Source organism: Candidatus Planktophila versatilis (genome assembly GCF_002288105.1).
GTDB classification, from domain to species: Bacteria; Actinomycetota; Actinomycetes; order Nanopelagicales; family Nanopelagicaceae; genus Planktophila; species Planktophila versatilis.
The window spans coordinates 85,014-110,315 of record NZ_CP016774.1; the positions used below are offsets into that span (position 1 = coordinate 85,014).

A 25,302-nucleotide genomic window follows, 5' to 3' on the forward strand; every position below is an offset into this window, starting at 1 on the left:
TGTGGTGGTCAGCACCCCCGCGTTAGGTGCAGAATTGGCTCCGAATCAAAGAGTAAAAAGCCGATTTTGAAGGAGCTCAAAGTGTCAGATGATTTCAAGCCAGGCCTGGAAGGCGTAATTGCATTCGAATCTGAAATTGCAGAGCCAGATAAAGAAGGTAGCGCCCTTCGCTACCGCGGCGTTGATATCGAAGACCTCGTAGGACGCGTTTCCTTTGGAAATGTCTGGGGACTACTCGTTGATGATGAATTTAATCCAGGACTACCAAATGCCGAACCATTCCCACTTCCAGTTCACTCTGGTGATGTGCGGGTAGATATTCAATCTGCGATTGCAATGCTGGCACCAGCTTGGGGCTTTAAGCCACTACTTGATATTTCAGATGAAGAAGCACGTAGCAACCTTGCTCGCACATCAGTCATGGTTCTTTCATACCTGGCCCAAGCTGCCCGCGGAGTAATTGCCAAGCCAGTACCTGAAGCAGAAATTGATAAGGCACATACCGTCGTAGAGCGCATGATGATTCGCTGGCGCGGAGAGCCCGATCCAGCACACGTGCGTGCCATCGATGCTTACTTTGTATCAGCTGCCGAGCACGGTATGAACGCTTCCACATTTACTGGTCGTGTTATTGCATCAACTGGCGCCGATGTGTGCGCGGCACTATCGGGTGCAATTGGTGCGATGTCAGGTCCACTTCATGGTGGCGCGCCATCTCGTGTGCTGCACATGATTGAAGAAGTTGAGAAGACTGGAAACGCCGAAGCATATGTAAAGGGATTACTTGATCGCAAAGAGCGCCTGATGGGATTTGGTCACCGTGTGTATCGCGCCGAAGATCCACGCGCTCGCACACTTCGCCGCACTGCAAAAGAACTCAACGCACCACGCTATGCCGTTGCCGAAGCACTTGAAAAGGCTGCGCTAAAAGAACTCCATGAGCGTCAACCAGATCGCGTACTTGAAACAAACGTTGAGTTCTGGGCGGCAATCATTCTTGATTTCGCAGAAATTCCTTCACCGCTCTTTACCTCAATGTTTACCGCAGCCCGCACTGCAGGTTGGTCTGCCCACATTCTTGAGCAAAAGCGCACTGGTCGTTTGATTCGTCCATCAGCTCGTTACGTCGGTAAGGCTCCTCGTAAGCCGGAAGATGTTAAGGGCTGGGATGCAACTGTCGAGCAGCTTCACAAGTAATTTCAGGCACTATGCGAAACATCATCTGGTTTCGCCGCGACCTTCGCATTGGTGATCATCCGGCGCTGCTAGCGGCGATGGAAAACAGTGATGAAATTGTGCCGCTCTTTATTTTAGATAAGGCACAGATTGCTGAAGCCGGGGAAAAACTACTTGCCTATATGGGGCAATCTCTGCGCGCACTTGATCAATCACTGGGCAATACCTTGCACATCATTGAAGGCGATCAAGTTGAAGTCTTGAAGGAGTTGATTGCACGTTATGACGTCAAAGAAGTTCATATTTCGGCTGAGTATGAACGCTACGGTGCAGCGCGTGATGCACGTGTTGAAGCTGCGGGAATTCCACTAGTTCGTACCGGCTCCCCATATGCAGTTGCGCCAGGTCGGGTTCGTAAACCAAGTGATGACACACCGTACAAGGTCTACACACCTTTCTATCGCGCATGGTGCACACATGGCTATCGCTCACCTGCTGCAACACCAAAAAACATTAAGGCTCCCACTCCACCAGCTGAGTACCGAGCATTTCCAGATTTTGTTATGCCAGCTGATGTACATGTGATTGAAGCAGGGGAGGCAGCAGCGCTTAAGCGGTTTAAAGAGTTTTCTAAAAAAGGTCTTGATTCCTACGATGAGAACCGCAACTTTGCCGGCATTGATGGCACCTCAAAGATGAGCACCTATTTGAAATTTGGTGAGATCCACCCACGCACCTTGCTGGCAGATTTAGGTGAGAGCAAAGCACATGACACATTCCGCAAAGAGATTGCCTGGCGCGAGTTCTATGCCGATGTGCTCTGTAATAACCCAGATACTGATACCGAGTACTACGCACCGAAATTTAAAGAGATGCGTTATGACAAGCCAGGAAAGCAATTTAAAGCATGGTGTGAAGGAAAGACTGGCTATCCATTTGTCGATGCTGCCATGCGCCAATTAGTGCAAGAAGGTTGGATGCATAATCGCACCCGCATGGTGGTGGCATCATTTCTTGTTAAAGATCTGCATTTAGAGTGGCAGTTAGGTGAGCGCTTCTTTGCCGAGCACCTAGTTGATTACGATGTTGCATCAAATGCACATGGTTGGCAATGGACGGCTGGTACTGGCACCGATGCCTCTCCTTATTACCGCGTCTTTAATCCAATAGAACAAGGCCGGCGCTTTGATGAAAACGGTGATTACATTCGCAAATATGTGCCAGAACTTGCGCATTTAAGTGCGGCTGAAATTCATGAACCTTGGCTATTCCTTGATGGATATTCACATAACTATCCAGAGCGCATTGTCGATCATGCAGTAGAACGCATTGAGTCACTCGAGCGATTGAAAGAGATTAAGGCAGATAAGCCCGAAAAACCGTTGTAGTTTGATTGCACTTGCAAATGATTCGCAATTTTACTTCACAAGCCTCTTTCACTATCTTTTCCCAGTATTCACAACTCGGCAAAGGAGTCACGATGTTATTTACTAAACGTCGCATTATTGACTACTGCCGCATTTCAACAACAAGTTGCTGATTTAGCTTCCTTTTGCATTATCTAGTTTTATCAAATCTATTTTCATACCCAACAACAAACAGAGGAAAAAAATGTCAATTTCAAGAAAAGTATTGGCTGCCGCAGCAGTTGCAGCGCTCTTTACATCAACTGGTGTTATTCCAGCTGATGCACGTCCGAAGAATCAAGCTCGCGCAGTAGCGCAACCAGATTGGCTAGAACAGAACATTGATAACCCAAATGTTCGTATCATCGAGGTAAGCACTGAGCCTGGTATTTACGAGCGTGGTCACATCAAGAACTCGATTAAGTTTGTCTGGCACACCGATCTCGTTGACACAGTAAATCGCGACATCATTAGCCAAGCTAACTTCACCGCACTTGCACAAAAAGCTGGCATCAGCGATGACACAACCGTTGTCCTATACGGTGATAAAAACAACTGGTTTGCGGCATGGGGAGCCTGGATTTTCAATATCTACGGTCAAAAAGATGTTCGCGTGCTAGATGGTGGACGCGTTAAGTGGGAAAAAGATGGTCGTGCTCTCACAACCGCTGTTCCAACATTTAAGGCAGGTAACTTTGTAGCAAATAACGCTGATAAGAACTTGCGTGCAAGCTTAGCCAAAGATGTTCTTCCGGTAGCGAAGAAGACAAAAATTGCAGCGCTGATTGATATCCGCGGCGCAGATGAGTTCAGCGGCAAGCTCTTTGCTGCTCCTGGCTTCCAGGAACTCGCAGTACGCGCGGGCCATATCCCAGGTGCAATCAACGTCCCATGGGGTTCAAATGTAAATGCTGATGGAACTTTTAAGACAGTTGCAGAACTTAAGAAGCTCTATGCTGATAAAGGTGTAACTGGCACAGATCAGATCATCACATATTGCCGTATCGGTGAGCGCTCATCACTGACCTGGTTCGTACTCAGCGAAATTCTTGGATTCCAAAAGGTCAAGAATTACGACGGATCATGGACTGAGTACGGAAACTCAGTAGGTGTTCCAATTAATAATCCTTCCGGAACAATTTGGGGAGCTGCGTAATTAGCACCTCACAGCAGTCAGAGAAGAGCCCCGATAGCCTCGGGGCTCTTCTTCCTGTGTGGACTCGCACTGAAAAGATTCGAACAGCAATCTCACTTGGAGTAATCGCTGCGCTATTGGGAACTGCCTTCACTCTCTCTTCATCGGAGAACTCATCCACTGCGCCAATCTCACTTCTGATTGGCGCCAGCCTTGGACTATTGCTTGAACGTGGTCGATTCTGCTTCTTCTGCATTTTCCGTGATGGAATTGAAGATAAGAACACCACGCCATTTCTATCAATTCTTATTGCAATTGCTACCGGATCTATCGGTTACGCAATAATTTTCGGACAATTTCTGCCAGATACAACTACTGAGCGCCTGCCACCGGTTGCCCATATTGGGCCAGTGAGTTGGGTGCTCGTGCTTTCTGCCTTTGCATTCGGCATTGGTATGGCACTTTCTGGTGCCTGCATTAGTGGCCATCTTTATCGTTTAGGGCAGGGTTATATTCGCGCCATTCCGGCGCTAATCGGAACACTCATCGGTTTTGTGCTTGCATTTCTTTCTTGGAATTGGCTTTATCTAAATGCAATCGCAGATGCGCCCACTATTTGGCTGCCGCATTACTTTGGATATTCAGGTTCGCTCATCATTACCTTCATAGCTCTGATTGCACTCGCTCACTTTGTCATCAGAAAAGGCAAGAATTCAGATCCACTGCGCGTGGTCTATGCCGGACAGATTTCTATTGCGGCATCACTAAAGCGTGCCATTACTGATCGCTGGAGCCCAATCACAACTGGGCTGCTTGTGGGAGTTGTTGGAACTATCGCCTACTTACGTGTTGAACCGCTAGGTGTTACACGTCAAATAAGCACGCAGGCAAGAACATTTATGACTGAAAATAAAATTGGTGATGAGACTCTGGTTGGCCTTGATCGGATGGCTGGATGTATTGCTGTCGTTTCTGAAACCATCACAAATAATGGTTGGCTCATCCTCGGCATCGTGGCTTCATCTTTTGCAGCGGCTTTTGCTGGCAATCGCTTTAAGCCAGCACTTCCTACCGTGCGAAATGGCGCAACAGCATTACTCGGTGGAGTTCTCTTAGGTTGGGGCTCAATGATTTCACTCGGGTGCACCATTGGTGTTCTCCTTTCTGGCACACAAGCATTTGCCCTTTCTGGTTGGGTCTTCTTCGCCTTTGTATTTCTTGGCAGTTGGGTCGGAATTAAGTGCAAACTTCACACGCTCTAATTACCGAGCCTGGATAACTCCGGCACCGGTTCGCTTAGCTTCATACATTGCAGCATCAGCGCGTTCAAGAAGGCTGTTTTCGCCATCATTGTGAGCGTGGCCAATACTGACGCCAATAGTGATGCTGTGGCCACGAATAATAAATGGATAACTTAAAGTAGCTTGCAGGGCAAATGCGGCCTCTAAAGTTCTTTCGTAGCTGCCATTAATCAAGACACCAAACTCATCACCACCGAGTCTGGCAAGGACCGCCCCCGTTGGCAGCGATCGACTAAAGCGTTGCGCCACTTGTTGCAAAATCAGATCACCCACCTCGTGGCCGTATTGATCATTGACTGGTTTAAATGCATTGAGGTCAAGGAGTAAGAGCGCACCTTCGGTCTCTGAATATGTGGCAAGTTCTGCCACTAAGCGACGACGATTAGGAAGTCCCGTTAGCTCATCGGTGCGCGCTAACACCTTCTCTTCGCCAAGATTTCGTGCTTGTCTAATCACTATTGTCATTCGGATAAAGGCTAGAAAGAGGGTGGCGATAGTTGGAATGAGAATATAGATAGAGAAGATTCCGGGACGTAGCGCCATCAACGCGAGCAGGGTGGGGCTAATGAAGATTGAGAGTGCAATAAAGACCGGGTGGATTGTCACCTCAGATGTAGTTGCGCTCTGTGCATACCAAAAGGAGCTAGCAATGATGACAATTCCTATCAGCCAGCCATCATCGGAAATCTGACCGAAGGTGTAATTGTTATTGACGGAGAGCCACAGGTAGAACAGATCTGATGCGCTAAAGATAAGAATTCCAAGAAAGAGCAAGAGCGCACGCTTCTGTAGTCGATGAGTGATTACCGCTATTGCGGCCAGTGTAAGGAGTAATAAATCCGATACCGGAAATAACAGTGAGAAGAATTGATCTTGCACGTCAGAGATAGATTCTGGAAACACTTTCGAGAGAAAGAGCGCTGTGGCTATTGCGGAAATACCGAGCCCAAAGATCACTGAATCGAGCACTTCAATGGGATTTAAACGGCGCCCGCGCGAGAGAGTGCGAGGAATTGCAACGAGTAAGAGTGGATAAAAAAAGAGGTAACTGAGCTGAGCTAGAAATTGTGAGGTGTTGGAAAGCGGGTAGAAATCGGCGTAGCTATTAAGGAGTGAGCCAACACCCCAGAAACCAATGGCAAGTGATGTCGTGGCAACTGCGACCGGGTCATTGCTTAAGGGTGCTTGGGTAATTGCCGCAATCGCAAAGATCCAGATTGCGTTATAAGCAATGAGATCGAGGGCTAGTGAGTTGCTGTGAATAAAGAGTTTAAGAAAGAGATGAAGCAGTAGGAGTGCCACCGGAAGAAACCTGATGGCGCGATACACCTAAGAATTAAACAGGGGTGCTACCCCCTTATGAATAGGGGAATCGTTACAGCAGGTGAGCTATTGGCTTAGTAACCCTTTTTGCAGAGCAAGCCGGCTGATGATTGTGCATCAGAGACGCTATCTTTAAATGCAGCTGGAGCGCTGAGTAAGAGAGCTTTCTTTGACTCGAGATCTTTCACCTGTGCCGAAAGCTTTGACTTGGAGCTGCTGAGAATAAGCACAGCATTTGCAAGTTTTGATAGCGCGCCAGAAAGTGCCAGTTTTTCAGATGCATTAGTGGAGGCGTTCATAGATGCCTGTGACTTTGTCACCTGGGCACGTGCACTTTCATATGCTGTAGTCACATTTGCAAGAGCTGCGACCGCTTTCTCAAGTTCAGCATCAAGTTCAGCAGTCTGTGCAGAAATATCACCTACGCCCTTTTGAGCCTTCACAGCGGCCTGGAATTGAGTAATTGCGGTTACGCACTCAACGGATAACCAGGTGAGCTTTGAATTCTTGACCATCGAATTCTTGGCACACTTGTACTTATAACCTGAGACAGAAGTTGTCGCATTGAGCTTTGAGCAAGCAGTGCCGTTGCTGATCTTGGCAGCAGATGCGGGCGCTGCGAAAAGTCCACCAGCGATAACTACAGTTGAAAGTAATGTGGCTGCTAATTTGCGGGACATCGTGTTCCTCCGTCGGGTATGCGGCAATGGTAGCGAGACTGAGTTAAATTCCCGTGTAAAGGCGCTCTTTCAAGCATAGAAAATCGTGTGAATTTTGAATCTCAAATTGCGTGTATGATTAACCCATCGACGCACCCTGCATCGATGTACTTCCCCCAAAGTGCGCCAGATGGCCACTTACTTGCGAGTCTTATCAAGACCCTGATGGCCCTAGTTCAGCTAGCTGGCCGATCTAACCGAGACGCGCTTGTCGTCTCGATTGGTATCTATTTTCATGTCTCTACAAACACGTACCCCTGCCCCCGGCAAAGCTCGTCGCGCCGCAAAAGGCAAACCCCGCCACACAACTGCTCAGAAGGCTGCGCGTAAGACCGTAGCTGCTAAGCCTGCTGCTCGCGGAACTGCCAAGCGCAGCGCGGAATCAAAGCCAATAGTTGCCAAGTCAACTATTGCCAAGAAGGCAACTACTGAACGTTATTCAGATCGCGAAGTTGTCACTAAGAAGGACGTTCGTTTAGCTGATCGTTCAAAGCTCCGCGCACAACGTTTTCAGGAGCGCACAGCATCTAAGTCAAAAAATATTGAAGGTGCACCAAAAGGTAATCCAAAACAGAGTCGCGAAGAGCGCACATTCTCAAAGCCAGCAAAAGCATTTAAGGGATCTGCTCCAAAGCGCACCGAATCTACATCGCGTCCAGCAAAGCCAGTCTCACGTGCGGCAAAGTTTGTGGAAGATCGTGCAGAGCGCGCATCACGACCATTTCGCCCAGATCGCCCAGAGCGTCCAGCGCAATCAGATACCCGTCCAACAAATCGTCGCGAGGCAGTGAAGGCAAAGATTGCACGTTCAGATGATGGTCGTCCAAACTTTATCCCGCAAAAGCGCGAAAAATTTAATCCAAGTGCGCCACGTGGTGCAGCAACCCGCAGTGCTTCAGCACGAAGTGCAGCACCAGCTCGCGATACCGAAACTTCACAGCGTCCAGCTCGTGATCGTCGCAATGATTCACCAGCCTATGCCCGCGATGATCGTCGTGCGTCAAAGACTCATTCAAATGTGGCAACCGATTTCGGCGCAGATGATAATTACATTTCAGTAAATTTAGCTGATGCCAACTTAGTTGAGGCAACGCCACTTTCTGAAGTAACAACTACTTTCCGTGACCTAGGAATCGCACCAGCGCTCTCAAACGCCCTTAGCGCCCAAGGAATCATGCATCCTTTCCCTATCCAGATTGCAACACTTCCAGATGCGCTCGCTGGCCATGACATCTTGGGTCGCGGACAAACTGGTTCTGGAAAAACTCTAGCTTTTAGCCTTGCACTGCTGACAAATATCAGCGACAAGGTTGCTCGTCCACATAAGCCACTGGCATTGATCTTGACCCCTACTCGCGAGCTCGCGCAGCAAATTGATGAAGTACTTCGTCCGCTTGCACGCGCAGTTGGCCACGAATCAGTTGTTATCGCTGGCGGAATGCCATATGCAAAGCAGATCACTGCCATGCGTAAAGCAACCGCAATCTTGGTGGCAACACCAGGTCGCCTGATTGACTTGCTCAATAAGAATGAAGTTCAGCTCGATCAACTTCAGATCACAGTTCTTGATGAAGCAGATCAAATGGCAGATATGGGATTCCTCCCAGTTGTGAAGGAAATTCTTGATCAAGCACATCTTGGTGGACAGCGTCTGCTCTTCTCAGCAACACTAGATCGCGGCGTGGATTCACTTGTGAAGCAGTACTTAAAGAATCCAAAGACACACTCATTGCAAAATGATCGTGCTTCAGTATCAACTATGGAACACCATGTTCTACAGATGCACCCTGGCGATAAAGATGACATCACATCCCAGATTGCGGCGCGTAACGGAAAGACAATTCTCTTCGTAAAGACACAACGCGGCGCAGATCGTTTAGCGGACAAGCTTGCTAACGCAGGTGTTCCAGTTGGCGCATTGCACGGTGGAAAGTCACAGGCAGTGCGTACTCGCACCCTTGCCCTCTTTAAGGAGCAAGAGAATTCAGCTCTCGTTGCAACAGATGTTGCAGCACGCGGTATTCACGTTGATGGAATTTCACTGGTAGTTCACGTTGATCTTCCACAAGATCACAAGGATTACTTGCACCGTTCTGGTCGCACAGCTCGCGCTGGTGAATCAGGAACTGTCGTAACCCTTTCATCATCAAAGAATTCACGAGCAGTATCAGGACTTCTGACACGCGCAGGTGTGACACCGAAGTTCCACGATGTTCGCCCACTTGATGAAAAGCTCATGGTCCTTACAGGAGCACAAGAGCCAACAGGTGTTCCTTATATTCCACCAGTAATGGAGCGTAAGAGCCCACAAAGTGGATCACGTTCTGGTGGCGGCAATCGTCGTGGTGGTAGCAGTGGTGGATATCGCGGTGGCAATAGCCGTCGCAGTCGCTAACTAGCGCTGTTTCTTCCGTACATTCATCCCGATTTGGCGTACAAAACTTCTTGGCGCAATAGAAACTATTGCCACAAGTAACTTGTATTGCCATCCAGGAACACTGACAGGCTGATGTGCTTGCGCATCTTTCCAAGATTGCGCCACTAATTTATCGGCGTTAAGCCACATAAAGCTTGGCAACCCTTTCATCTTCATTCGTCCACGCTGATGAAATTCGGTGCGAGTAAAGCCTGGGCAGAGGGCAGAGACAATAACGCCAGTGCCTTTTAGCTCTGTATTCAATGATTCAGAGAGCACCGTTAGATATGACTTAGCAGCGCTATATGTTCCACCCGCAATAAAGCCGGCAACGGATGAAACATTGATAATCGTGCCAGATTTACGTTCTTTCATCCCGGGCAAGATCACATGCATCAAACGCATGGGAGCGCGCACCAACACATTGAGTAAATCTTGTTCATCGCCCAAACTACTTACCGTAAAAGCCTTATTGATACCAAAGCCTGCATTGTTAATTAGCACTTCTATTTCATAGCTCTGAATGTATTTCTCAACAGATTTCACGCCACTTTTGGTAGCTAAATCTGCCGGCAGTACAAATGTTTGGATTCCATATTTTTCACGCAGCCCAGCAGCACGTTCGTGTAGTCGGGCTTCATCGCGAGCAACAAGTGCGATGTTGTAACCCTTGGATGCCAGTAAGCGAGTGAAACTTTCACCTATTCCGGCAGTTGCACCAGTTACTAAAGCCCATTGCGCCATTTAAATAACTATTCCTTGCGCATCTTCATCGCGAATATGCCAGGAAGATCCGTACTCCTTAATCAAATCAAGGAAGGGTTGTGCGACAAACCATTCTGGGCCAGAAATTCCTTCCGGCTTCCACTGCCCGGTTGAAATGAGTTCAAGTGCGATCATGGGATTAATCGCAGTCTGCCAGACAACTGCTTGGTTGCCATAGTTTTTCATGGACCACTTGTTGTCTACCACGTTATAAATATAGACAGCCTTCGGTAATCCATCCTTACCCAAACCTTTTACTAGCGTTCCAGCACATGTTTTGCCATGCATGAGATCACCGATAGTTGCTGGATCAGGCAAGAGTGCAGCCAGTAGGTCGCGTGGTGAGACTTCTACGCTTCCCACCTTCACCTTCTCTTTCCTATCAAGGCCAAGGGTATGAATGGTTTTGAGAGTCTCGATGAATTGTGCTCCGAGGCCGTACTTAAAGCGCACTTGCTTGGCTTTTACTTTCTGGGGGATGAGTACAACTTCCTCATGCTCCACGTTTACACATTCAACCGGTCCAATGCCATCTGGAAAATCAAATGTTTCGATTTCACTAAATGGCTCAGTTGTATACCAACCACGACCTTCTTCATAAATCAGTGGTGGATTAAGGCACTCCTCAATTGTGGTCCAGATAGAAAAGGATGGCGCGAAGTCATATCCATCGACTGTCAGGTTCGAACCATCCATCACCGCTAGGTAATCAATACGGGAGAAGAGTTCATCTTGGGCATAGCGGGCAAAGACATCGCTCATACCTGGTTCGATCCCCATACCAACAACGGCATAGATTCCTTTTTCTTTCCACACCTTTTGACGGGCAAATTGTTCATCACCTAATTTGATTCCAGGTTTATTAGTTGGGTCAGTGGGATGAGCAATTGATAGTGACATCGCCATATCCATGTAGTGCACACCTTCTTCTTCACATGCAAGAAAGATTGGCATAACAAATCGTGGGTCTACCGCGTTAATCACAATATCGGGAGACACCTTGCGAATGAGGGCACGGATGTTATTCACATCAGAGGCATCGACTTCTTGCGCCGAAAACCTGGAATCATTCGCTTTTGATACAGCTGCCTCGGCTCGCGCGAGTGCGTAATCTGCAATAACCATTGATGTAATAAAAGGTCTACGTGCTGCGATATTTGCAATTGCACTGCCAACTCCGCCTGCGCCGATAAGGAGCGCTTTCATGGGTGGCCTCTCATATTTCTTAGAACACACTTCCTATAAGCGTGTTCAGGGAAGGTTATCTCTACCGATAACCTTTGCCAAGCATCTTCCATACGTGATGGTGCCCACGTCCCCGTAGCTCAGTGGATAGAGCAACCGCCTCCTAAGCGGTAGGTCGCAGGTTCAACTCCCGCCGGGGACACAATTAGATATTAGGAAAATATGACTGTGCGCTGACCGACGATAAAGATTCGATCTTCGGCAAATAACTTCACTGCCCGTGCAAGAACGCGACGTTCAATATCGCGGCCACGAGCAATCATCTCTTCCGGAGTTGCCGCATGGTTTACGTGTGCCACATCTTGTTCAATGATTGGACCTTCATCTAAATCAGAGGTAACAAAGTGCGCGGTGGCGCCAATGATTTTCACACCACGCTCGTGTGCCTGGTGATAAGGCTTGGCACCTTTAAAGCCAGGTAAGAACGAGTGGTGGATATTAATAATCTTTCCTGGCATAGCTGCACAGAATTCCTTGGAGAGTATCTGCATATATCTAGCTAGGACCACAAAATCGATTTTGAGTTCGGCAATCTTTGCCAGCATTACCTTTTCTTGCTCTGCCTTTGTTGCTGCTGTGACCGGCAGGTATAAGAATGGAATTCGGTGTGATTCAACCAGGGACTTCAAATCTTCCCGGTTAGAGATTACAAGTGGGATTTCAATGGGAAGTTCACCCAACTCAAGTAGATACATCAAATCTCTAAGGCAGTGGCTCTCTTTAGTAACAAGAATAAGAGCGCGAGGCTTCTCATCGGTAGGCCGGATATGAAGTGAAGGAGAGAACTTTCCTAGTCCGTCGCTCAAGCTCTTCTTTGCGGCATTTAGGTCTTGTGAGGTTTCAAAGCGAGTGCGCATAACAAAAGTATTTGTGGTGGTATCTGTGAACTGTTGGTTCTCGATGATATTTCCACCGCAGCTAAGCACAGCGGAAGTCATCGCATGCACGATTCCTGGCTGGTCTGCACATTGCAGGGAAGCTATGAGATCCATAGCTCAAGGGTAAAGGTAACTAGTGCGTAATCGTAAATCGCTGCATCCACTTTGGCGCCCACCAGTTGCGTTCGCCAAATAGGCGCATGAGAGCAGGTACCAAAAGGGCGCGAACGATGGTGGCATCAAGAATTACTGCCAGTGCCACACCAAATCCCATTGATTTAATCGATGTGACGCCACTTGTGATGAAGGCGGCGAAGACCACGGCAAGGAGTACTGCGGCGGCGGTAATAATGCGAGCAGATCTTTGAAGTCCAGTCGCAACAGCTTCAATATTTGATTTACCAGCCAGATGTTCTTCTCGGATGCGAGAGAGCAAAAAGAGCTCATAGTCCATCGAAAGACCAAAGACCACGACGGCAATTAAAATGACAATAGAAGTATCAAGTGTTCCGGTCAGAGTAAAGGAGCCGACTAACCATTGCAGATGACCATCGATGAAGACCCAGGTGAGAACGCCCATGGTTGCGGCTAGTGAAAGCACATTAAGTAGCACCGCCTTAATGGGAAGAATGATGGAGCCGGTAAAAACAAAGATTAATACGAAAACACTGAGTGCAATCCAACCCAGTGCCCATGGCAATGTTTTGGAAATACCATCCTGTGAATCTGTGTAGTCAGCGGCAACTCCACCAACGAGCGTTCCTGCTGGTGAATCGAGATCACGAATATCGTGAATTAACTTCTGCGCATCAGGGGTGCGTGGCAACATTGAGTGAAATGCCACCAGGCGAACATCTTGGCCAATTACTTGCGGAGGTTGTACTGCCACAATTCCAGAGACGGTGGCAATTTCTTTCACGTATTGGTCAACTTCCAGAGTTTTATCCGCGCCATCAAAGACAATAATTTCTACTGGATTATTTGTCTGCCCCGCAAAACGATCAGCTTGTAGCGCAGTTGCAATCGCTGCCGGATTTGATGCCGGCAACATTCTTGAATCACCTTGTGCAAATTTAATGTTTTGAACAGGTGCGGTGAGAATTCCTAGAATCACCAGCGAAAGAATGACTACCGCCGTAGGGCGTTTCATCACAAGTCTGGCGGTCTGAGCCCAACGACCGTCTTCCTTGGGAGTAATTGAAGACTTACGGATTACTCCTTTATCAATTCTTGTACCTAAGAGAGCCAAGATTGGTGGAAGTCCAAAGAGTGCACCAACGACAGCAAGTGCAACTACTGAAACTCCGGCGTAACCAAAAGATTTCAAGAAAGGAAGCGGGAAGAAGGTAAGTGAAACCATAGTGACCAGAACGGTGAGTCCTGAGTAAAAAACAGTTTTACCAGCGGTTGCCATGGTGGTAACAATCGAATCTTGCACGTTCTTACCATGGTGAATTTCTTCGCGGAAGCGGTTGACCATCAAGAGCGCGTAATCAATACCAAGGCCAAGGCCCATACCGGTGGTGAGATTAAGCGCGTAGACGCTGACATTTGTGAAGAGTGAGATCAGGTAAAGAATAAAAAAGGCCCCAATAATTGCAGCTACACCAACAATAAGTGGCATGGCAGATGCGGCTAGTGCGCCAAAGACAAAGGCGAGGAGAATAAATGTCAGCGGGATAGATACGATCTCGGCAATCTTCAAATCTGAAGCAATTTTTTCAGAGATGGCATTTCCTACAACAGATACTCCACCTGGATATAAAGTGAAGCTTCCAAATTTGCCTTCGTACTTATCCTGAAAAACTGCGCCGAGTTCCTGGCTTTCGGGTGAAAATGCATCTGCTTCACCATAAATTAAAATGTAGGCAGCACGGCCGTCTTTAGATATCAGCGTTGCTTCCCCGCCTGAGCTCCAGTAGGAGAGAGTCTTAGTAACACCTACTTCGCTAGCTATCTTGGCCTCTAGCGATTTTGCTTCTTGCACAACATCTGGACTGGTTACATCTCTGGTGCCGGCATCCACTACAACGACTACAGAGGGATCGTTAATTTTTAAGTCATCTCGGAGATACTCATAGACTTTGTAAGAATCACTCTTTGGATCTGAATATCCACCAGCATCAAGGCGGCTAAAGATGAGTGAGCCAAAGACACCAGAAAGAATTATTCCGATGAGAAAGAGTGCTAATCCCTCTTTTTTCCTGCGTACAAGCAGGTGCCCGAGCCTCTCAAACATAGACATAAGTATGTAGGATTCGATTATGAAATTCGAATTTGGTCACAGGTGTTCTCGCTCATGAGCGATGTGTTTCCCGTAACAACTGAGGACGAACGCGACCCACGTGAAGACCAGAAAGAAGATAGCAAGCGTGAGGAAGAAATTAGAGGGGATAAACCCCCACATCACGACGAGTAGTTATTCTGCCGCCGCTGCAGGTTTTGGTTCTGCCGCCGCTGCAGGTTTTGCAACAGAGTCTGTCTTATAGAAACCAGATCCTTTAAAAACTACACCAACAGAGGAATACACCTTGCGAACTTCACCCTTGCATTCAGGGCACTCGGTCAGGGGCTCTTCCGAAAAACTCTGAAACGCCTCGAAGGCATGGTCGCAGGCGTTGCACAGGTATTGATAGGTAGGCAATGTGAGACCTTTCTCAAGAGGGATATCTATGCCTAAGTCTAAAGAAGTGAGACGATAGGCGCGAATCCACGGGATTCACGAGCGCGAAGGAGATTCAAGCAGTGAAGCGAATGACAGCAATTGCACTTATTGCAGGGGTACTTTTACTGAACCCGCAAACGGTATTCGCTAATACGCTGGTTGCAACAACTCCGGTTGCAGGTGCCTCACTGGATAGCGCGCCGAGCGCCGTAACAGTCACAACCGAAATCGCTCTCATGGATGCTGGCAATGAGGTGACAGTCACTGATCCATCAGGTGCTCGAGTTGATGATGGCGCACTCACAATTGATGGAGTCAACGCAGTTGTTGGCCTCAAGCAACTCGTTAAGACTGGAATCTACACAGTCAACTATTCGCTGTTGGCAGAAAATGATGTTCCACTAGTTGGAAAATTCACCTTTAATTTTGCAGAACCAACTGTGATTGAACCAGTTGCACCACAACCAACACCAACTCAGGCAACAACGCCGTCGGGAAATAATGTGGGTACAACGACATTTGTCCTCGGCCTCTTACTTGCAGCACTCGTCGTAACCTTGGCTCTTGCACGATATGCTCGAAAGATTTATAGGGAGCGATGAATTTACTGTCAGGAGATCTGACTCAGGCAAGTTCTTTCATTAGCGCTGTTGGGACAGTCAATAAGTCTTTACTCATACTTTCGGCTTGTGTTTTGGTCGGCGTGCTGCTCTCCTTTGGTTTTTTGCTGATTGAACACGGCGGTAAGTTACAGAGCTCAGCAAGCAAATTACGAAAGTTCGGTGAAATCGCTGCCGGTATCTGGCTTGTGACAAGTTTTCTAGAAATAACAATCACCCTGGCAAACATTCTCGACTCTTCCCTCGGCGCAGCACTTGAACCCACAACCTTTCGCTCATTTATCACCCAGGTAGATCTGGGAAGATTCCTCTTTGCCCAAACTATTGCCGCTGCAGTAGTTCTTGTTGGGCTTCGTTTTATCACCACCGCACTGCAATCAATTGTCTTTTTAGCCATCACTCTGGTGGGCCTAGTTGCACCTGTATTCCAAAGTCATTCAGCAGCGGCTGGTTCTCACGCCCTGGCAATTGGTTCCCTTGTGGTGCATGTGGTTGCACTTTCACTCTGGGTGGGTGGCCTCTGTGCAATTGCACTGATTGCAGATGCCGATCGAAGAATCGCGCTGCCTCGATTTAGCCAGCTCGCGCTATGGGCAGCAATTGCAGTCGTTATCAGCGGAGTGACAAATGCATGGTCGCGTTTAGATTTTGCACAAGCATGGTCAACTTCTTATGCCCGCATTGTGATTGCAAAAGCAGTGCTCACCTTAGTTTTAGTCTTCATTGGTTATCGCAATCGGCGCAAGCTCACACAAGGAGTTCATACTGGTTGGTCGCTACTGACTCGAGTGATTGTCTATGAAGTTCTACTTATGGGCGCGATAGTCATTCTCGGCAGTTGGCTCTCTAAGACAGAGCCGCCAGTGGGTGCGCAAGCTGCATATAGCCCGGCAATTGCAATCGTAGGTTTCCCGGCACCGGCTGAACCAAACTTCATGCGCATACTCACCGTTTATGATCCAGATGCGCTGATGATTGCCATTCTTATTGCTTTGGTTGCACTTTATATAAATGGTGTAGTTATCTTGAAAAAACGTGGAGATGCTTGGCCAGTTGGTAGAACAATTTCTTTCGCCCTCGGTATTGCGGCAATTGATTTTGCAACAAGTGGCGGCTTGGGCGTTTATGCACTCTTCTCTTTTCAGTATCACATGATTGCGCACATGATTCTAGGAATGCTCGCCCCCATCGGTTTGGTACTTGGCGCACCACTTACGCTTGCACTGCGCACACTTCCACAGGGTCGCACGCCCGAGGAACGCGGTGTGCGCGGATCACTGCTGGCAGCGCTGCATTCAAGGTATTCGGTCATCATCACTAATCCAGTCGTCGCACTTGCCTTGTTTGACGGATCTCTTTTCGTTCTCTACTTCACCAATCTCTTTGGTGATCTCATGCAGAACCACGCCGGTCACTTCTTTATGAATGTGCACTTCTTGCTCGCTGGCTATCTCTTCTTCCATGTGATTATTGGAATTGACCCAAATCCGCGCAAGGTTCCACATGTGGTTCGCATCGTTATTTTGTTTGCCGCAATGAGCATTCACGCATTCTTTGCCATCTCATTACTAGCAACTTCTACCTTGATTGATGGTGGTTACTACAAATCAATTGCAACCCCATGGGTAACAGACTTATTAGCTGACCAACATGCAGCTGGCTCAGTGGCATGGGCGATGGGGGAGATCCCAGTACTGCTTGCAATTACCGCAACCTTTATTCAGTGGATGCGCGATGATACGCGCGAGACTAAGCGAATAGATCGCAATGAAGCCCGCATGGCGGCCATGGGTGAACCAGATGACTTGGCGCAATACAATAATTATCTGAGTAAATTACAGCGCCGCAGCGAGAGAGAAGGTCAGCAATGAGTCTAGAAAACGTCTTCACACTTCCTGCTGAATACAACGACCTTCGCGATAGCGTGAGAGCGCTGGCTGAAAAAGAGATTGCACCTTTTGCGCGCGCTGTTGATGAAGAGCATCGATATCCGCAAGAGGCGCATAACGCTCTTGTGAAATCTTCCCTCTTTGCAGCCCATGTTCCAACTGAGAATGGTGGCGATGGCGCAGACGCTCTTGCCACCTGCATCATCATTGAAGAGGTAGCGCGAGCATGTGGTTCGGCATCTCTTATTCCGGCAGTAAACAAATTGGGATCACTTCCTCTTATTCTTGGTGGAAATAAAGAACAGAAAGAGCGTTGGCTTCGCCCGCTGACTCAAGGAAAAGGTTTCTCCTACTGTCTTTCCGAATCTGAAGCAGGCTCTGATGCATCAGCGCTGAAAACAACGGCAGTTCGCAAAGGTGATGGCTGGGTCATTAACGGAAGCAAGAAGTGGATTTCTAACGCAGGTGAATCTGAGTTCTACACAGTCATCGCACAAAGTGATTCTTCACTTGGCTCAAAAGGAATCACCGCATTTGTCATTGAGAAATCTGATCCCGGAGTCTCATTTGGCGCACCTGAGAAGAAGATGGGCTTTCGTGGTTCACCAACGCGCGAGGTGTATTTCGATAATGTAGAAATTGGCGATGATCGTCGCATTGGTGAGGTGGGCAAAGGTTTTGCACTGGCCATGGACACTTTAGATCACACTCGAATTACCATCGCCGCCCAAGCTCTCGGTTTAGCTCAGGGCGCTTTTGATGTGGCAAAGAAGTATTCCCATGAAAGAAAACAATTTGGAAAAGAGATTTTTGACTTCCAAGGCGTGCAATTCATGTTGGCAGATATGGCTATCGGCATTGAATCTGCGCGGGCACTCACCTACGCCGCCGCTGCTAAAAGTGAACGTGGTGATAAAGATTTACGTTTCTTCTCTGCCTCAAGTAAGACCTATGCAACCGATGTTGCAATGAAGGTAACGACAGATGCAGTGCAAGTTCTTGGCGGTTACGGCTATGTCTCTGATTACCCAGTTGAGCGCATGATGCGTGATGCCAAACTCACTCAGATTTATGAAGGCACCAACCAGATTCAAAGAATAGTAATTGCTCGAAATCTTCCTTAACTATCGCTGAAAGCGGATAACTAAATCTGGAGTTGCTGCTGCATGAAGTGGGATATCCCATTGCTCGCGCGGTAGATCTTCACTAGAGATTTCATCAGGATGAATAAGGCCAATTGAAAATGCAGAAAATTGTGGAAGTGCTCTGTCGTAATACCCACCACCTTGTCCCAGGCGATATCCACTGCGATCAATTCTGAGAGCGGGCACAACAATTACTTCAACATCGCCAAGATCGGTAACGACCGGACCTTTCGGTTCTGCAATTTTCTTCGCCTTTGAAATCTGACTTTGCTCGCCATCCCAGCGCACCCACTCAAGATCCTTACCTGCTATTCGAGGCAGAAGCAGAATCTTTCCACTTTTAATCAGTGCCAGATTCAAGGCTGTTGTGTCAGGTTCATCTGCATAAGAGATGTAGCTTGCAACAACTTTTGCTTTGTGAAACTCCTGTGAATCCGCAAGATGTTCAAAAGAGTGTTCTAGATAACGTTCACTTCGCTCACGACGGTAACGAGTACGAAGGCTGGCTTTTTCTTCGCTGATACCCATGGAAATCCCCTAGAAATTAGTGCAGTGCAAGTAAGGTTAGTGATTATGTCAGAAGCTGCGCGCGTAGATGAAGTTCTCGCTTCACTCTTAGAACTTTGTCGCCCCCTCGAGCCATTTGATATGCCTTTACTTGATGCCCACGATGCCACGCTTGCTGAAGATATCTTTGCCGGTGAGCGCTTAGTGATGAAAGCCGGTAGTCGTATCCGTTCTACCCAAATCGGATTAGCCGCATCAATCGGCCTTGATCACCTGCCCACACGACCACACCCACGAGTTGTTGTTATCTCAGCCGGCCCCGATCTGGTTGAACCGGGAGTTCCACTTAAGGCAGATGAAGAGTATGAAACAAATTCTTGGTTGCTCACTACTGCAGTGCGCGAGGTTGGCGCAGTTGCCTACCGCGTTCATTCAATCCCAGATGATGAATCCCAACTACAAGATGTGATTGAAGACCAACTAGTTCGCGCTGACCTCATTATTATCAGCGGTGAACGCCACGATGATTCCTTTGATCTCATTACAAGAACACTCGAAAAAATTGGTGAGATCAAGACTGTGGAGCTCTCCATCGAATCAAGTGGCCGACACAACTTTGGCACCATTGGTCCAGATAAGACTCCGGTAGTGACACTGCCAGGAGATCCCATCGCTGCCTACATCTCATTTGAACTTTTGGTGCGCCCAATGATTCGCACCATGCTTGGAACAGCAACAATTCACCGGCCATCGCTGAAGGCAAAACTTGATAAGGCAATTACTTCCAAAAGTGGAGTTCGCTCCTACGTTCGAGCCGTACTCAGTGAAGACGGAAAATCTGTCACACCACTGAGTTCGCAAGATGAACAAGCAACCTTGTCAGATGCCAACTCACTCATTGCAATTAGTGAGAGCGATACCAAACTTTCTGCCGGAGATTCTGTCACCGTAGTTGTGCTTGAACGCCGATATATTTAAGAGCAGATAATGCATCCAACTAAGCTCTCCGGAAGCGAAGTGACGTTGCGCCCCATGCGATATCGGGATAAATCGCAGTGGACCCAAGTCCGAGCAGAAAATCGTGAGTGGCTAGATCCTTGGGAAGCAACCTTGCCAAATATTCCTGCTGGCAGCCCGGCTTATGAAGATTCCAGCGTGCGCCCTACCTTTTTTCAAATGGTGAGTCTGTTTAGACGCGAAGCACGCGCTGGTCGTTCGTACTCATTTCTTATCTGGCATAACGAGAATCTGGTGGGTCAGATAACAATGGGGGGCGTCACCTACGGCGCCATGCGTGGGGCTCATATCGGTTATTGGATTGATAAGAACTTTGCCAACCGAGGATTTACCACCCAAGCGGTAGAACTCATCTCTGAATTTGGTTTCACCCAACTTGGTTTACATCGCATCGAAATCAATGTGCGACCTGAAAATGATGCCTCATGCAGAGTTGCAGAGAAAGCAGGCTTTGAATTCGAAGGATTTAAGAAGGCTTTTCTGCACATCGATGGAGCTTGGCGCGATCATAAATGCTTTGTTAAAACTAACGAATTAATCCGTTAAACCCCCCTCGAAATCCACAGAGTTAAGGGGGTGCACCTCTAACCTTTATCCACCATGGCTTCAGGAATCATCTATTTGGCAATCATCGGGATGTGGGTTGCCTATTTTCTGCCCCGTTGGGTCCACAATAAAAATGAATTTTCTGGAAAAAGCGTCGAACGTTATAAGAGCGCGCTACGAGTCGTAGCTAGCACTACACCGGGTGCCCAAATTGGAACCGGGGCCATTTACACAGATGTTGATCGTGCAGGACGAGTTGCCCAGCAACTCATGCGTCGCAGAATTGTTTTCCTCATTATTTCGACAACACTCATACTCACGACGGTAGGTGCAATCATGCAAACATTCACATATGTAGCAATCGCTGTTCCAGCAACAGCCTTAGTTCTATACATCGCACATGTGCGACGTCAAACAGGTAGAGAACAGATTCAACGACGCCGCGTTGATCAACTACATAAGCGAACCGAAGGTGTCTCACACACAAATCTTGCTGAAGTACTAACTAATAGGACAACAGAAGTTCATGTATCAAAAGAACACTGGATTCCATTTGCTGAACGTGAGTTAACGGGCGTTACCGTGCTACCTAAAGGAACGGCGCAATCACGTTCTGAGTGGCAACCAAATGAGGTTCCTGTTCCAACATATGTGAACGCGCCAAAGGCCATCACACCCAAGCGCATTATTGATCTCACAGAACCCGGCAAGTGGACAGATGAGCAAGAACGTCTAGAACGCGAAGCTTTAGCAGCAGCTGCTCCTTCACGAGATGAGATATTTGATCAGCAATTGGCCGATGAAGCGGTGCAGCGACTTCGCGATATCCGCGCTGCCAACGAATAACTGATTTAAATCCAGCTAGGAAACCACATCCTGGCCTGCCAAGCATCGTAGGAAATTACCTCACCTAGATATATCGGCAAAAAGTAGACGAAGTTAAGGAAAATCAGAATAAATAACGCTGCCACCATCACTTCACCTCTTACCTTAAAGGTGGCAAGGATTGAGCGAACGGCGAATACCAGTGCCAAAATTACAAATGGTTCGAAGATAATTGCATAAAAGGTAAAGACTGTTCGCTCTTGAAAGAAGAACCAAGGCAAGTAACCAGCTACTAATCCGGTGATAATTACTGTTATTGCTGGGTCAAAGTGGCGCGTGAAAATAGATCGCACCCAGAGACCGATGATGAATGAGATGGCAGCAATACCTAGCCACCATAAGAGTGGTGTGCCGAGTGCGATTATTTCTTGCGAACATGATTTCGCACCACATCCTTTGGGTGACTCATAAAAAAACGAAGTGGGTCTGCCCATGAATAACCAACTCCATGGATTAGCTTCGTAGACATGTTTTTCTGTAAGCCCGGTATGAAAGCCCAACATCTGTTGGTGGTAGTAAATAAATGAATTAAGAATATTTGTTGAGTGATCTCTAGCCCAGCCACGGTTGCTGGCAAACCAACCTGACCACGAAATGACATAAACACCAATAGGTATTACCCCGAATTGGACAATGCGTTGCACAGTTGGCTTGACCAAACTTTTTCCTGTGTGATGCGAGAAGGCTCGATAGAAAGCGATAAGCCCAAAGGCGATAATGAAATAGAGCGCACTCCATTTTGTAGCCAGGGCTAAACCAAGTATCAGACCCGTCCACCAATATTGTTTTGTAATAAAAAAATATGTGGCAAGGAGAATAAAAAAGGTGAGGAAATTATCGAGCAGTGATGTGCGGGAATGAACTAAAGCCAATCCATCAAGTGCCATCAACGCACTAGCAAGGCCAGTAAGGAGCGGATCTCTAAATAACTTATGTGCAACGAGTGCAATAACGAGAATAAGTAGCGAGCCAACTACCGCGGTGGCAATTCTCCAACCAAAAGGATTGTCACCAAAGACTTTAATTCCGCTGGCAATCATCCATTTGCCTAGTGGGGGATGCACGATAAATTCTGGCTTAGAGCCAGAAACTTCTACCCCGTATTTCAGTAGATCACGAGCACCATCAACGTAGTAGACCTCATCGAAGATGAAGCTCTTTATCGAACCAAGGTTCATCACTCGAAGTACTAGTGAGATAAGCGCAATTACTATGGGAGCAATCGCTGCAATCATAAGCAGAGAATATGGGAGTATTCGCATATGGCACTAGTTCTTGCTGCAACTCCACTGGGAAACCCCCTCGATGCAAGCGCACGCCTGAAAATGGCAATTGAATCAGCCGAGATTATCGCCGCCGAAGACTCACGCCGTTTTCATCGATTGGCATCAGATCTCGGAGTCACCTTTACGGCGCGGATCATCTCCTTCTTTGAAGGAAATGAAAGTGATCGCACCCAAGAAATTCTCACGCTATTACGTGAAGGTAAAGAAGTATTGGTAGTTACCGATGCTGGAATGCCAACAATTAGCGACCCAGGATTTCGTCTTATGCGAGATGCGATTGCGGAAAAGCTACCGACCATTGTTATTCCGGGACCAAGTGCTCCCACCATGGCTATTGCACTCTCTGGGCTACCAACAGATCGCTTCACCTTTGAGGGCTTCGCACCTCGCGCACACGGTGCACGTACTTCATTTTATGAATCACTTCGTTTTGAAGAACGGACAATGGTCATCTTTGAAGCCCCACATCGCTTACATGAATCACTAGTAGATGCTGCCTCGATATTGGGTGCTGATAGAGCTGCCGCAATATGTCGGGAAATGACAAAGACATACGAAGAAACAATTAGAGGACCGCTTTCAGAACTTATTGCGTGGGCCGCAGGCCGCGAAGTTCTGGGCGAAATTACACTTGTGATTGCTGGAGTTGCCGCGGGTTCAGAAGTGCGCACAGCAGATGACGCCGTTGCCCGAGTTCGTGAATATGAAGTGGCCGGAATGGACCGCAAGGGAGCAATTGCCACCGTTGCCGAAGAATTCTCGATTCCGAAGAAGATCGTTTATGCAGCGGTAGTCGATGCGAATAAGATGAGCAGATGAAGTCTTTCTACCTGACAACGCCTATTTACTACGTAAATGATGCGCCACATATTGGCCATGCATATACAACAGTTGCCGGCGATGTCCTTACTCGTTGGCATCGTCAACGTGGTGAGTCAGTCTGGTTCTTAACCGGAACAGATGAGCACGGCCAGAAAGTCATGCGCACTGCCGAACAAAATAACGTTGCCCCGCAAGCCTGGGTCGATAAGTTGGTGGCCGATGCGTGGAAGCCCAATTGGCAAGCGCTTGATATCGCAAACGATGACTTTATTCGCACAACTGAGCCACGACATACAGAACGCGTGCAGAAGTTCCTGCAATCCTTAAAAGATTCCGGACATATCTATGCTGGAAAATATGAAGGCCCATACTGCGTCGGCTGTGAAGAATTTAAATTACCAGGTGATCTCATCGATGCCGACGGTGAAAAACTCTGCCCGATTCATAGCAAGCCAATTGAGCTAGTCAATGAAAATAACTGGTTCTTCAAACTCTCTGATTTTACCCAGCCACTTCTGGATCACTACAAGAAAAACCCAGAAGCTTGCCAGCCAGAAAGTGCCCGCAATGAAGTAGTTTCATTTCTTGAAGGTGGCGTCTCTGATCTTTCAATCTCTCGCTCCACATTCGACTGGGGAATTCCAGTTCCGTGGGATACAGATCAAGTTGTTTATGTTTGGTTTGATGCACTCCTTAACTACGCAACGGCGGTAGGGCTTACCGACGCACCTGATTCAGAAGGTGGAAAGAAATTTGCCGCTACCTGGCCCGCAGATGTGCACTTAGTTGGGAAAGATATTTTGCGCTTCCATGCTGTGATTTGGCCGGCAATGCTGATGGCTGCTGGAATTGATATACCTAAGAAGGTCTTTGCGCACGGTTGGTTACTTGTTGGCGGCGAGAAGATGAGTAAGTCAAAGCTCACCGGTATTGCTCCTTCAGATATTACTGACCATTTTGGGGTCGATGCATTTCGCTATTACTTCCTACGCGCTATTCCATTTGGCAGCGATGGGTCATTCTCTTGGGAAGATATGAGCGCCCGTTACACATCTGAACTTGCAAATGACTTTGGAAACCTAGCATCAAGACTTGCTGCCATGATTGAAAAGTATTGTGGTGGCACCGTGCCAGCAGTTGCCCACGATGCCGGGCTTGAGCAAGCTCTGAAAGAAACGGTGGAGAAGGCTGATGCAGCGATGGTGGCACTTGATTTCCAGGGTGGAATTAACGCCATCATGGATTACTGCAAGCGAGTCAATGGTTTTGTTACCGAGAAAGAGCCGTGGATTCTTGCGAAAGATCCTGCTAATCAGGGCGAACTCGAGGCAATTCTTTATAACACCGCTGAATCTTTACGCGCACTTGCCATCTTGTTACACCCAGTAATGCCGGCAACCACGCAAATTTTGTGGGAATCACTCGGTGCTCAAGCAGCCCTAGGTGAAATTGGTAAGCAAGAGATTTCACAGGTTGCAACATGGGGACAACTTCCACAAGGTGCAATAGTGACTAAGACCCCGGTTCTCTTTCCACGGTTAGAAGTTAAAGAGTAA

22 protein-coding genes and 1 tRNA gene are annotated in these 25,302 nt (G+C 47.8%); 14 read left to right on the forward strand and 9 right to left on the reverse strand.

Features of this window, described 5'->3' with window-relative positions; genetic code table 11:
• Positions 1-81 precede the first annotated feature (81 nt).
• From A1sIA79_RS00430 to A1sIA79_RS00445, 4 genes are all read left to right on the forward strand, one after another.
• Entirely contained in the window at positions 82-1,197 is a 1,116-nt protein-coding gene (locus tag A1sIA79_RS00430; RefSeq protein ID WP_095674291.1) for a citrate synthase 2, read from the forward strand.
• A gap of 11 nt (positions 1,198-1,208) precedes the next feature.
• Complete coding sequence (locus tag A1sIA79_RS00435) at positions 1,209-2,564, forward strand: cryptochrome/photolyase family protein (protein WP_095674292.1); 1,356 nt, start codon at positions 1,209-1,211, stop codon at positions 2,562-2,564.
• Positions 2,565-2,787: 223 nt separating this feature from the next.
• Positions 2,788-3,738, forward strand: a complete 951-nt coding sequence (locus A1sIA79_RS00440; RefSeq protein ID WP_095674293.1) for a sulfurtransferase — start codon at positions 2,788-2,790, stop codon at positions 3,736-3,738.
• A 56-nt stretch (positions 3,739-3,794) separates the two neighbouring features.
• The gene (locus A1sIA79_RS00445; protein WP_223298356.1) at positions 3,795-4,979 is read left to right on the forward strand and encodes a YeeE/YedE family protein; all 1,185 of its coding nucleotides are present in this window, start codon (positions 3,795-3,797) and stop codon (positions 4,977-4,979) included.
• Here A1sIA79_RS00445 and A1sIA79_RS00450 read toward each other — a convergent pair whose 3' ends face one another.
• Entirely contained in the window at positions 4,980-6,320 is a 1,341-nt protein-coding gene (locus A1sIA79_RS00450; protein WP_150122966.1) for a GGDEF domain-containing protein, read from the reverse strand.
• A 95-nt stretch (positions 6,321-6,415) separates the two neighbouring features.
• A complete protein-coding gene (locus tag A1sIA79_RS00455) occupies positions 6,416-7,021 on the reverse strand; it encodes a hypothetical protein (RefSeq protein WP_095674296.1) in 606 nt (201 codons plus the stop codon).
• A gap of 274 nt (positions 7,022-7,295) precedes the next feature.
• On the opposite strand from A1sIA79_RS00455, the gene A1sIA79_RS06915 reads away from it, so the two are divergent.
• Positions 7,296-9,455: a DEAD/DEAH box helicase gene (locus tag A1sIA79_RS06915; protein ID WP_190277063.1), complete on the forward strand. Its 2,160-nt coding sequence runs from the start codon at positions 7,296-7,298 to the stop codon at positions 9,453-9,455.
• On the opposite strand, the gene A1sIA79_RS00465 is transcribed toward A1sIA79_RS06915, so the two are convergent.
• Entirely contained in the window at positions 9,456-10,220 is a 765-nt protein-coding gene (locus tag A1sIA79_RS00465; RefSeq protein WP_095674297.1) for an SDR family NAD(P)-dependent oxidoreductase, read from the reverse strand.
• Positions 10,221-11,447: a saccharopine dehydrogenase family protein gene (locus A1sIA79_RS00470; protein WP_095674298.1), complete on the reverse strand. Its 1,227-nt coding sequence runs from the start codon at positions 11,445-11,447 to the stop codon at positions 10,221-10,223. It abuts the gene before it with no gap.
• Positions 11,448-11,555: 108 nt separating this feature from the next.
• Between A1sIA79_RS00470 and A1sIA79_RS00475 the strand changes: the two genes are divergently transcribed.
• Positions 11,556-11,628 (forward strand) — tRNA-Arg (locus A1sIA79_RS00475).
• A gap of 10 nt (positions 11,629-11,638) precedes the next feature.
• Here A1sIA79_RS00475 and purU read toward each other — a convergent pair.
• The 3 genes from purU to A1sIA79_RS07015 all read right to left on the reverse strand — a co-directional run bounded on the left by purU (position 11,639) and on the right by A1sIA79_RS07015 (position 15,008).
• The gene (gene purU, locus A1sIA79_RS00480) at positions 11,639-12,478 is read right to left on the reverse strand and encodes a formyltetrahydrofolate deformylase (protein WP_095674299.1); all 840 of its coding nucleotides are present in this window, start codon (positions 12,476-12,478) and stop codon (positions 11,639-11,641) included.
• 19 nt (positions 12,479-12,497) lie between these two features.
• Positions 12,498-14,603, reverse strand: a complete 2,106-nt coding sequence (locus tag A1sIA79_RS00485; protein ID WP_095674300.1) for an MMPL family transporter — start codon at positions 14,601-14,603, stop codon at positions 12,498-12,500.
• 180 nt (positions 14,604-14,783) lie between these two features.
• Positions 14,784-15,008 carry an FmdB family zinc ribbon protein gene (locus A1sIA79_RS07015; RefSeq protein ID WP_095674301.1) on the reverse strand — a complete coding sequence of 75 codons (225 nt, stop codon included), beginning with the start codon at positions 15,006-15,008 and terminating at the stop codon, positions 14,784-14,786.
• A gap of 110 nt (positions 15,009-15,118) precedes the next feature.
• Here A1sIA79_RS07015 and A1sIA79_RS00495 point away from each other — a divergent pair, with 110 nt between their 5' ends.
• Genes A1sIA79_RS00495 through A1sIA79_RS00505 form a run of 3 tightly spaced genes read left to right on the forward strand, consistent with a single transcriptional unit; the run spans position 15,119 to position 18,662 of the window.
• Positions 15,119-15,631: a copper resistance CopC family protein gene (locus A1sIA79_RS00495; RefSeq protein WP_223298218.1), complete on the forward strand. Its 513-nt coding sequence runs from the start codon at positions 15,119-15,121 to the stop codon at positions 15,629-15,631.
• Positions 15,628-17,520 carry a bifunctional copper resistance protein CopD/cytochrome c oxidase assembly protein gene (locus tag A1sIA79_RS00500; RefSeq protein WP_095674303.1) on the forward strand — a complete coding sequence of 631 codons (1,893 nt, stop codon included), beginning with the start codon at positions 15,628-15,630 and terminating at the stop codon, positions 17,518-17,520. Before A1sIA79_RS00495 ends, A1sIA79_RS00500 begins: the two co-directional genes overlap by 4 nt.
• On the forward strand, positions 17,517-18,662 hold the full coding sequence (locus A1sIA79_RS00505; RefSeq protein WP_095674304.1) for an acyl-CoA dehydrogenase family protein: 1,146 nt from the start codon (positions 17,517-17,519) through the stop codon (positions 18,660-18,662). Before A1sIA79_RS00500 ends, A1sIA79_RS00505 begins: the two co-directional genes overlap by 4 nt.
• On the opposite strand, the gene A1sIA79_RS00510 is transcribed toward A1sIA79_RS00505, so the two are convergent.
• Positions 18,663-19,211 carry a 5-formyltetrahydrofolate cyclo-ligase gene (locus A1sIA79_RS00510; protein ID WP_095674305.1) on the reverse strand — a complete coding sequence of 183 codons (549 nt, stop codon included), beginning with the start codon at positions 19,209-19,211 and terminating at the stop codon, positions 18,663-18,665.
• Between the two features lie 45 nt (positions 19,212-19,256).
• Between A1sIA79_RS00510 and A1sIA79_RS00515 the strand changes: the two genes are divergently transcribed.
• The 3 genes from A1sIA79_RS00515 to A1sIA79_RS00525 are packed head-to-tail and all read left to right on the forward strand — an operon-like array spanning position 19,257 to position 21,599.
• Entirely contained in the window at positions 19,257-20,168 is a 912-nt protein-coding gene (locus A1sIA79_RS00515) for a molybdopterin-binding protein (RefSeq protein WP_095674306.1), read from the forward strand.
• A gap of 9 nt (positions 20,169-20,177) precedes the next feature.
• Complete coding sequence (locus A1sIA79_RS00520) at positions 20,178-20,753, forward strand: GNAT family N-acetyltransferase (RefSeq protein WP_095674307.1); 576 nt, start codon at positions 20,178-20,180, stop codon at positions 20,751-20,753.
• Between the two features lie 54 nt (positions 20,754-20,807).
• On the forward strand, positions 20,808-21,599 hold the full coding sequence (locus A1sIA79_RS00525) for a 6TM ABC transporter family protein (protein WP_095674308.1): 792 nt from the start codon (positions 20,808-20,810) through the stop codon (positions 21,597-21,599).
• Between the two features lie 5 nt (positions 21,600-21,604).
• On the opposite strand, the gene A1sIA79_RS00530 is transcribed toward A1sIA79_RS00525, so the two are convergent.
• Positions 21,605-22,873, reverse strand: a complete 1,269-nt coding sequence (locus A1sIA79_RS00530; RefSeq protein ID WP_095675449.1) for a dolichyl-phosphate-mannose--protein mannosyltransferase — start codon at positions 22,871-22,873, stop codon at positions 21,605-21,607.
• Positions 22,874-22,900: 27 nt separating this feature from the next.
• Between A1sIA79_RS00530 and rsmI the strand changes: the two genes are divergently transcribed.
• On the forward strand, positions 22,901-23,743 hold the full coding sequence (gene rsmI / locus A1sIA79_RS00535; protein WP_095674309.1) for a 16S rRNA (cytidine(1402)-2'-O)-methyltransferase: 843 nt from the start codon (positions 22,901-22,903) through the stop codon (positions 23,741-23,743).
• Positions 23,740-25,302 carry a methionine--tRNA ligase gene (gene metG, locus A1sIA79_RS00540; RefSeq protein ID WP_095674310.1) on the forward strand — a complete coding sequence of 521 codons (1,563 nt, stop codon included), beginning with the start codon at positions 23,740-23,742 and terminating at the stop codon, positions 25,300-25,302. The genes rsmI and metG overlap by 4 nt, the downstream gene beginning before the upstream one ends.

Coding starts and splice junctions, on each gene's coding strand:
- purU (WP_095674299.1), bottom strand. CDS start 12,478: ATGGATCTCATAGCTTCCCTGCAATGTGCAGACCAGCCAGGAATCGTG.
- A1sIA79_RS00500 (WP_095674303.1), top strand. CDS start 15,628: ATGAATTTACTGTCAGGAGATCTGACTCAGGCAAGTTCTTTCATTAGC.
- A1sIA79_RS00515 (WP_095674306.1), top strand. CDS start 19,257: ATGTCAGAAGCTGCGCGCGTAGATGAAGTTCTCGCTTCACTCTTAGAA.
- A1sIA79_RS00495 (WP_223298218.1), top strand. CDS start 15,119: ATGACAGCAATTGCACTTATTGCAGGGGTACTTTTACTGAACCCGCAA.
- A1sIA79_RS06915 (WP_190277063.1), top strand. CDS start 7,296: ATGTCTCTACAAACACGTACCCCTGCCCCCGGCAAAGCTCGTCGCGCC.
- A1sIA79_RS00440 (WP_095674293.1), top strand. CDS start 2,788: ATGTCAATTTCAAGAAAAGTATTGGCTGCCGCAGCAGTTGCAGCGCTC.
- metG (WP_095674310.1), top strand. CDS start 23,740: ATGAAGTCTTTCTACCTGACAACGCCTATTTACTACGTAAATGATGCG.
- A1sIA79_RS00455 (WP_095674296.1), bottom strand. CDS start 7,021: ATGTCCCGCAAATTAGCAGCCACATTACTTTCAACTGTAGTTATCGCT.
- A1sIA79_RS00510 (WP_095674305.1), bottom strand. CDS start 19,211: ATGGGTATCAGCGAAGAAAAAGCCAGCCTTCGTACTCGTTACCGTCGT.
- rsmI (WP_095674309.1), top strand. CDS start 22,901: ATGGCACTAGTTCTTGCTGCAACTCCACTGGGAAACCCCCTCGATGCA.
- A1sIA79_RS00435 (WP_095674292.1), top strand. CDS start 1,209: ATGCGAAACATCATCTGGTTTCGCCGCGACCTTCGCATTGGTGATCAT.
- A1sIA79_RS00530 (WP_095675449.1), bottom strand. CDS start 22,873: ATGATTGCAGCGATTGCTCCCATAGTAATTGCGCTTATCTCACTAGTA.
- A1sIA79_RS00465 (WP_095674297.1), bottom strand. CDS start 10,220: ATGGCGCAATGGGCTTTAGTAACTGGTGCAACTGCCGGAATAGGTGAA.
- A1sIA79_RS00505 (WP_095674304.1), top strand. CDS start 17,517: ATGAGTCTAGAAAACGTCTTCACACTTCCTGCTGAATACAACGACCTT.
- A1sIA79_RS00485 (WP_095674300.1), bottom strand. CDS start 14,603: ATGTTTGAGAGGCTCGGGCACCTGCTTGTACGCAGGAAAAAAGAGGGA.
- A1sIA79_RS00520 (WP_095674307.1), top strand. CDS start 20,178: ATGCATCCAACTAAGCTCTCCGGAAGCGAAGTGACGTTGCGCCCCATG.
- A1sIA79_RS00470 (WP_095674298.1), bottom strand. CDS start 11,447: ATGAAAGCGCTCCTTATCGGCGCAGGCGGAGTTGGCAGTGCAATTGCA.
- A1sIA79_RS00525 (WP_095674308.1), top strand. CDS start 20,808: ATGGCTTCAGGAATCATCTATTTGGCAATCATCGGGATGTGGGTTGCC.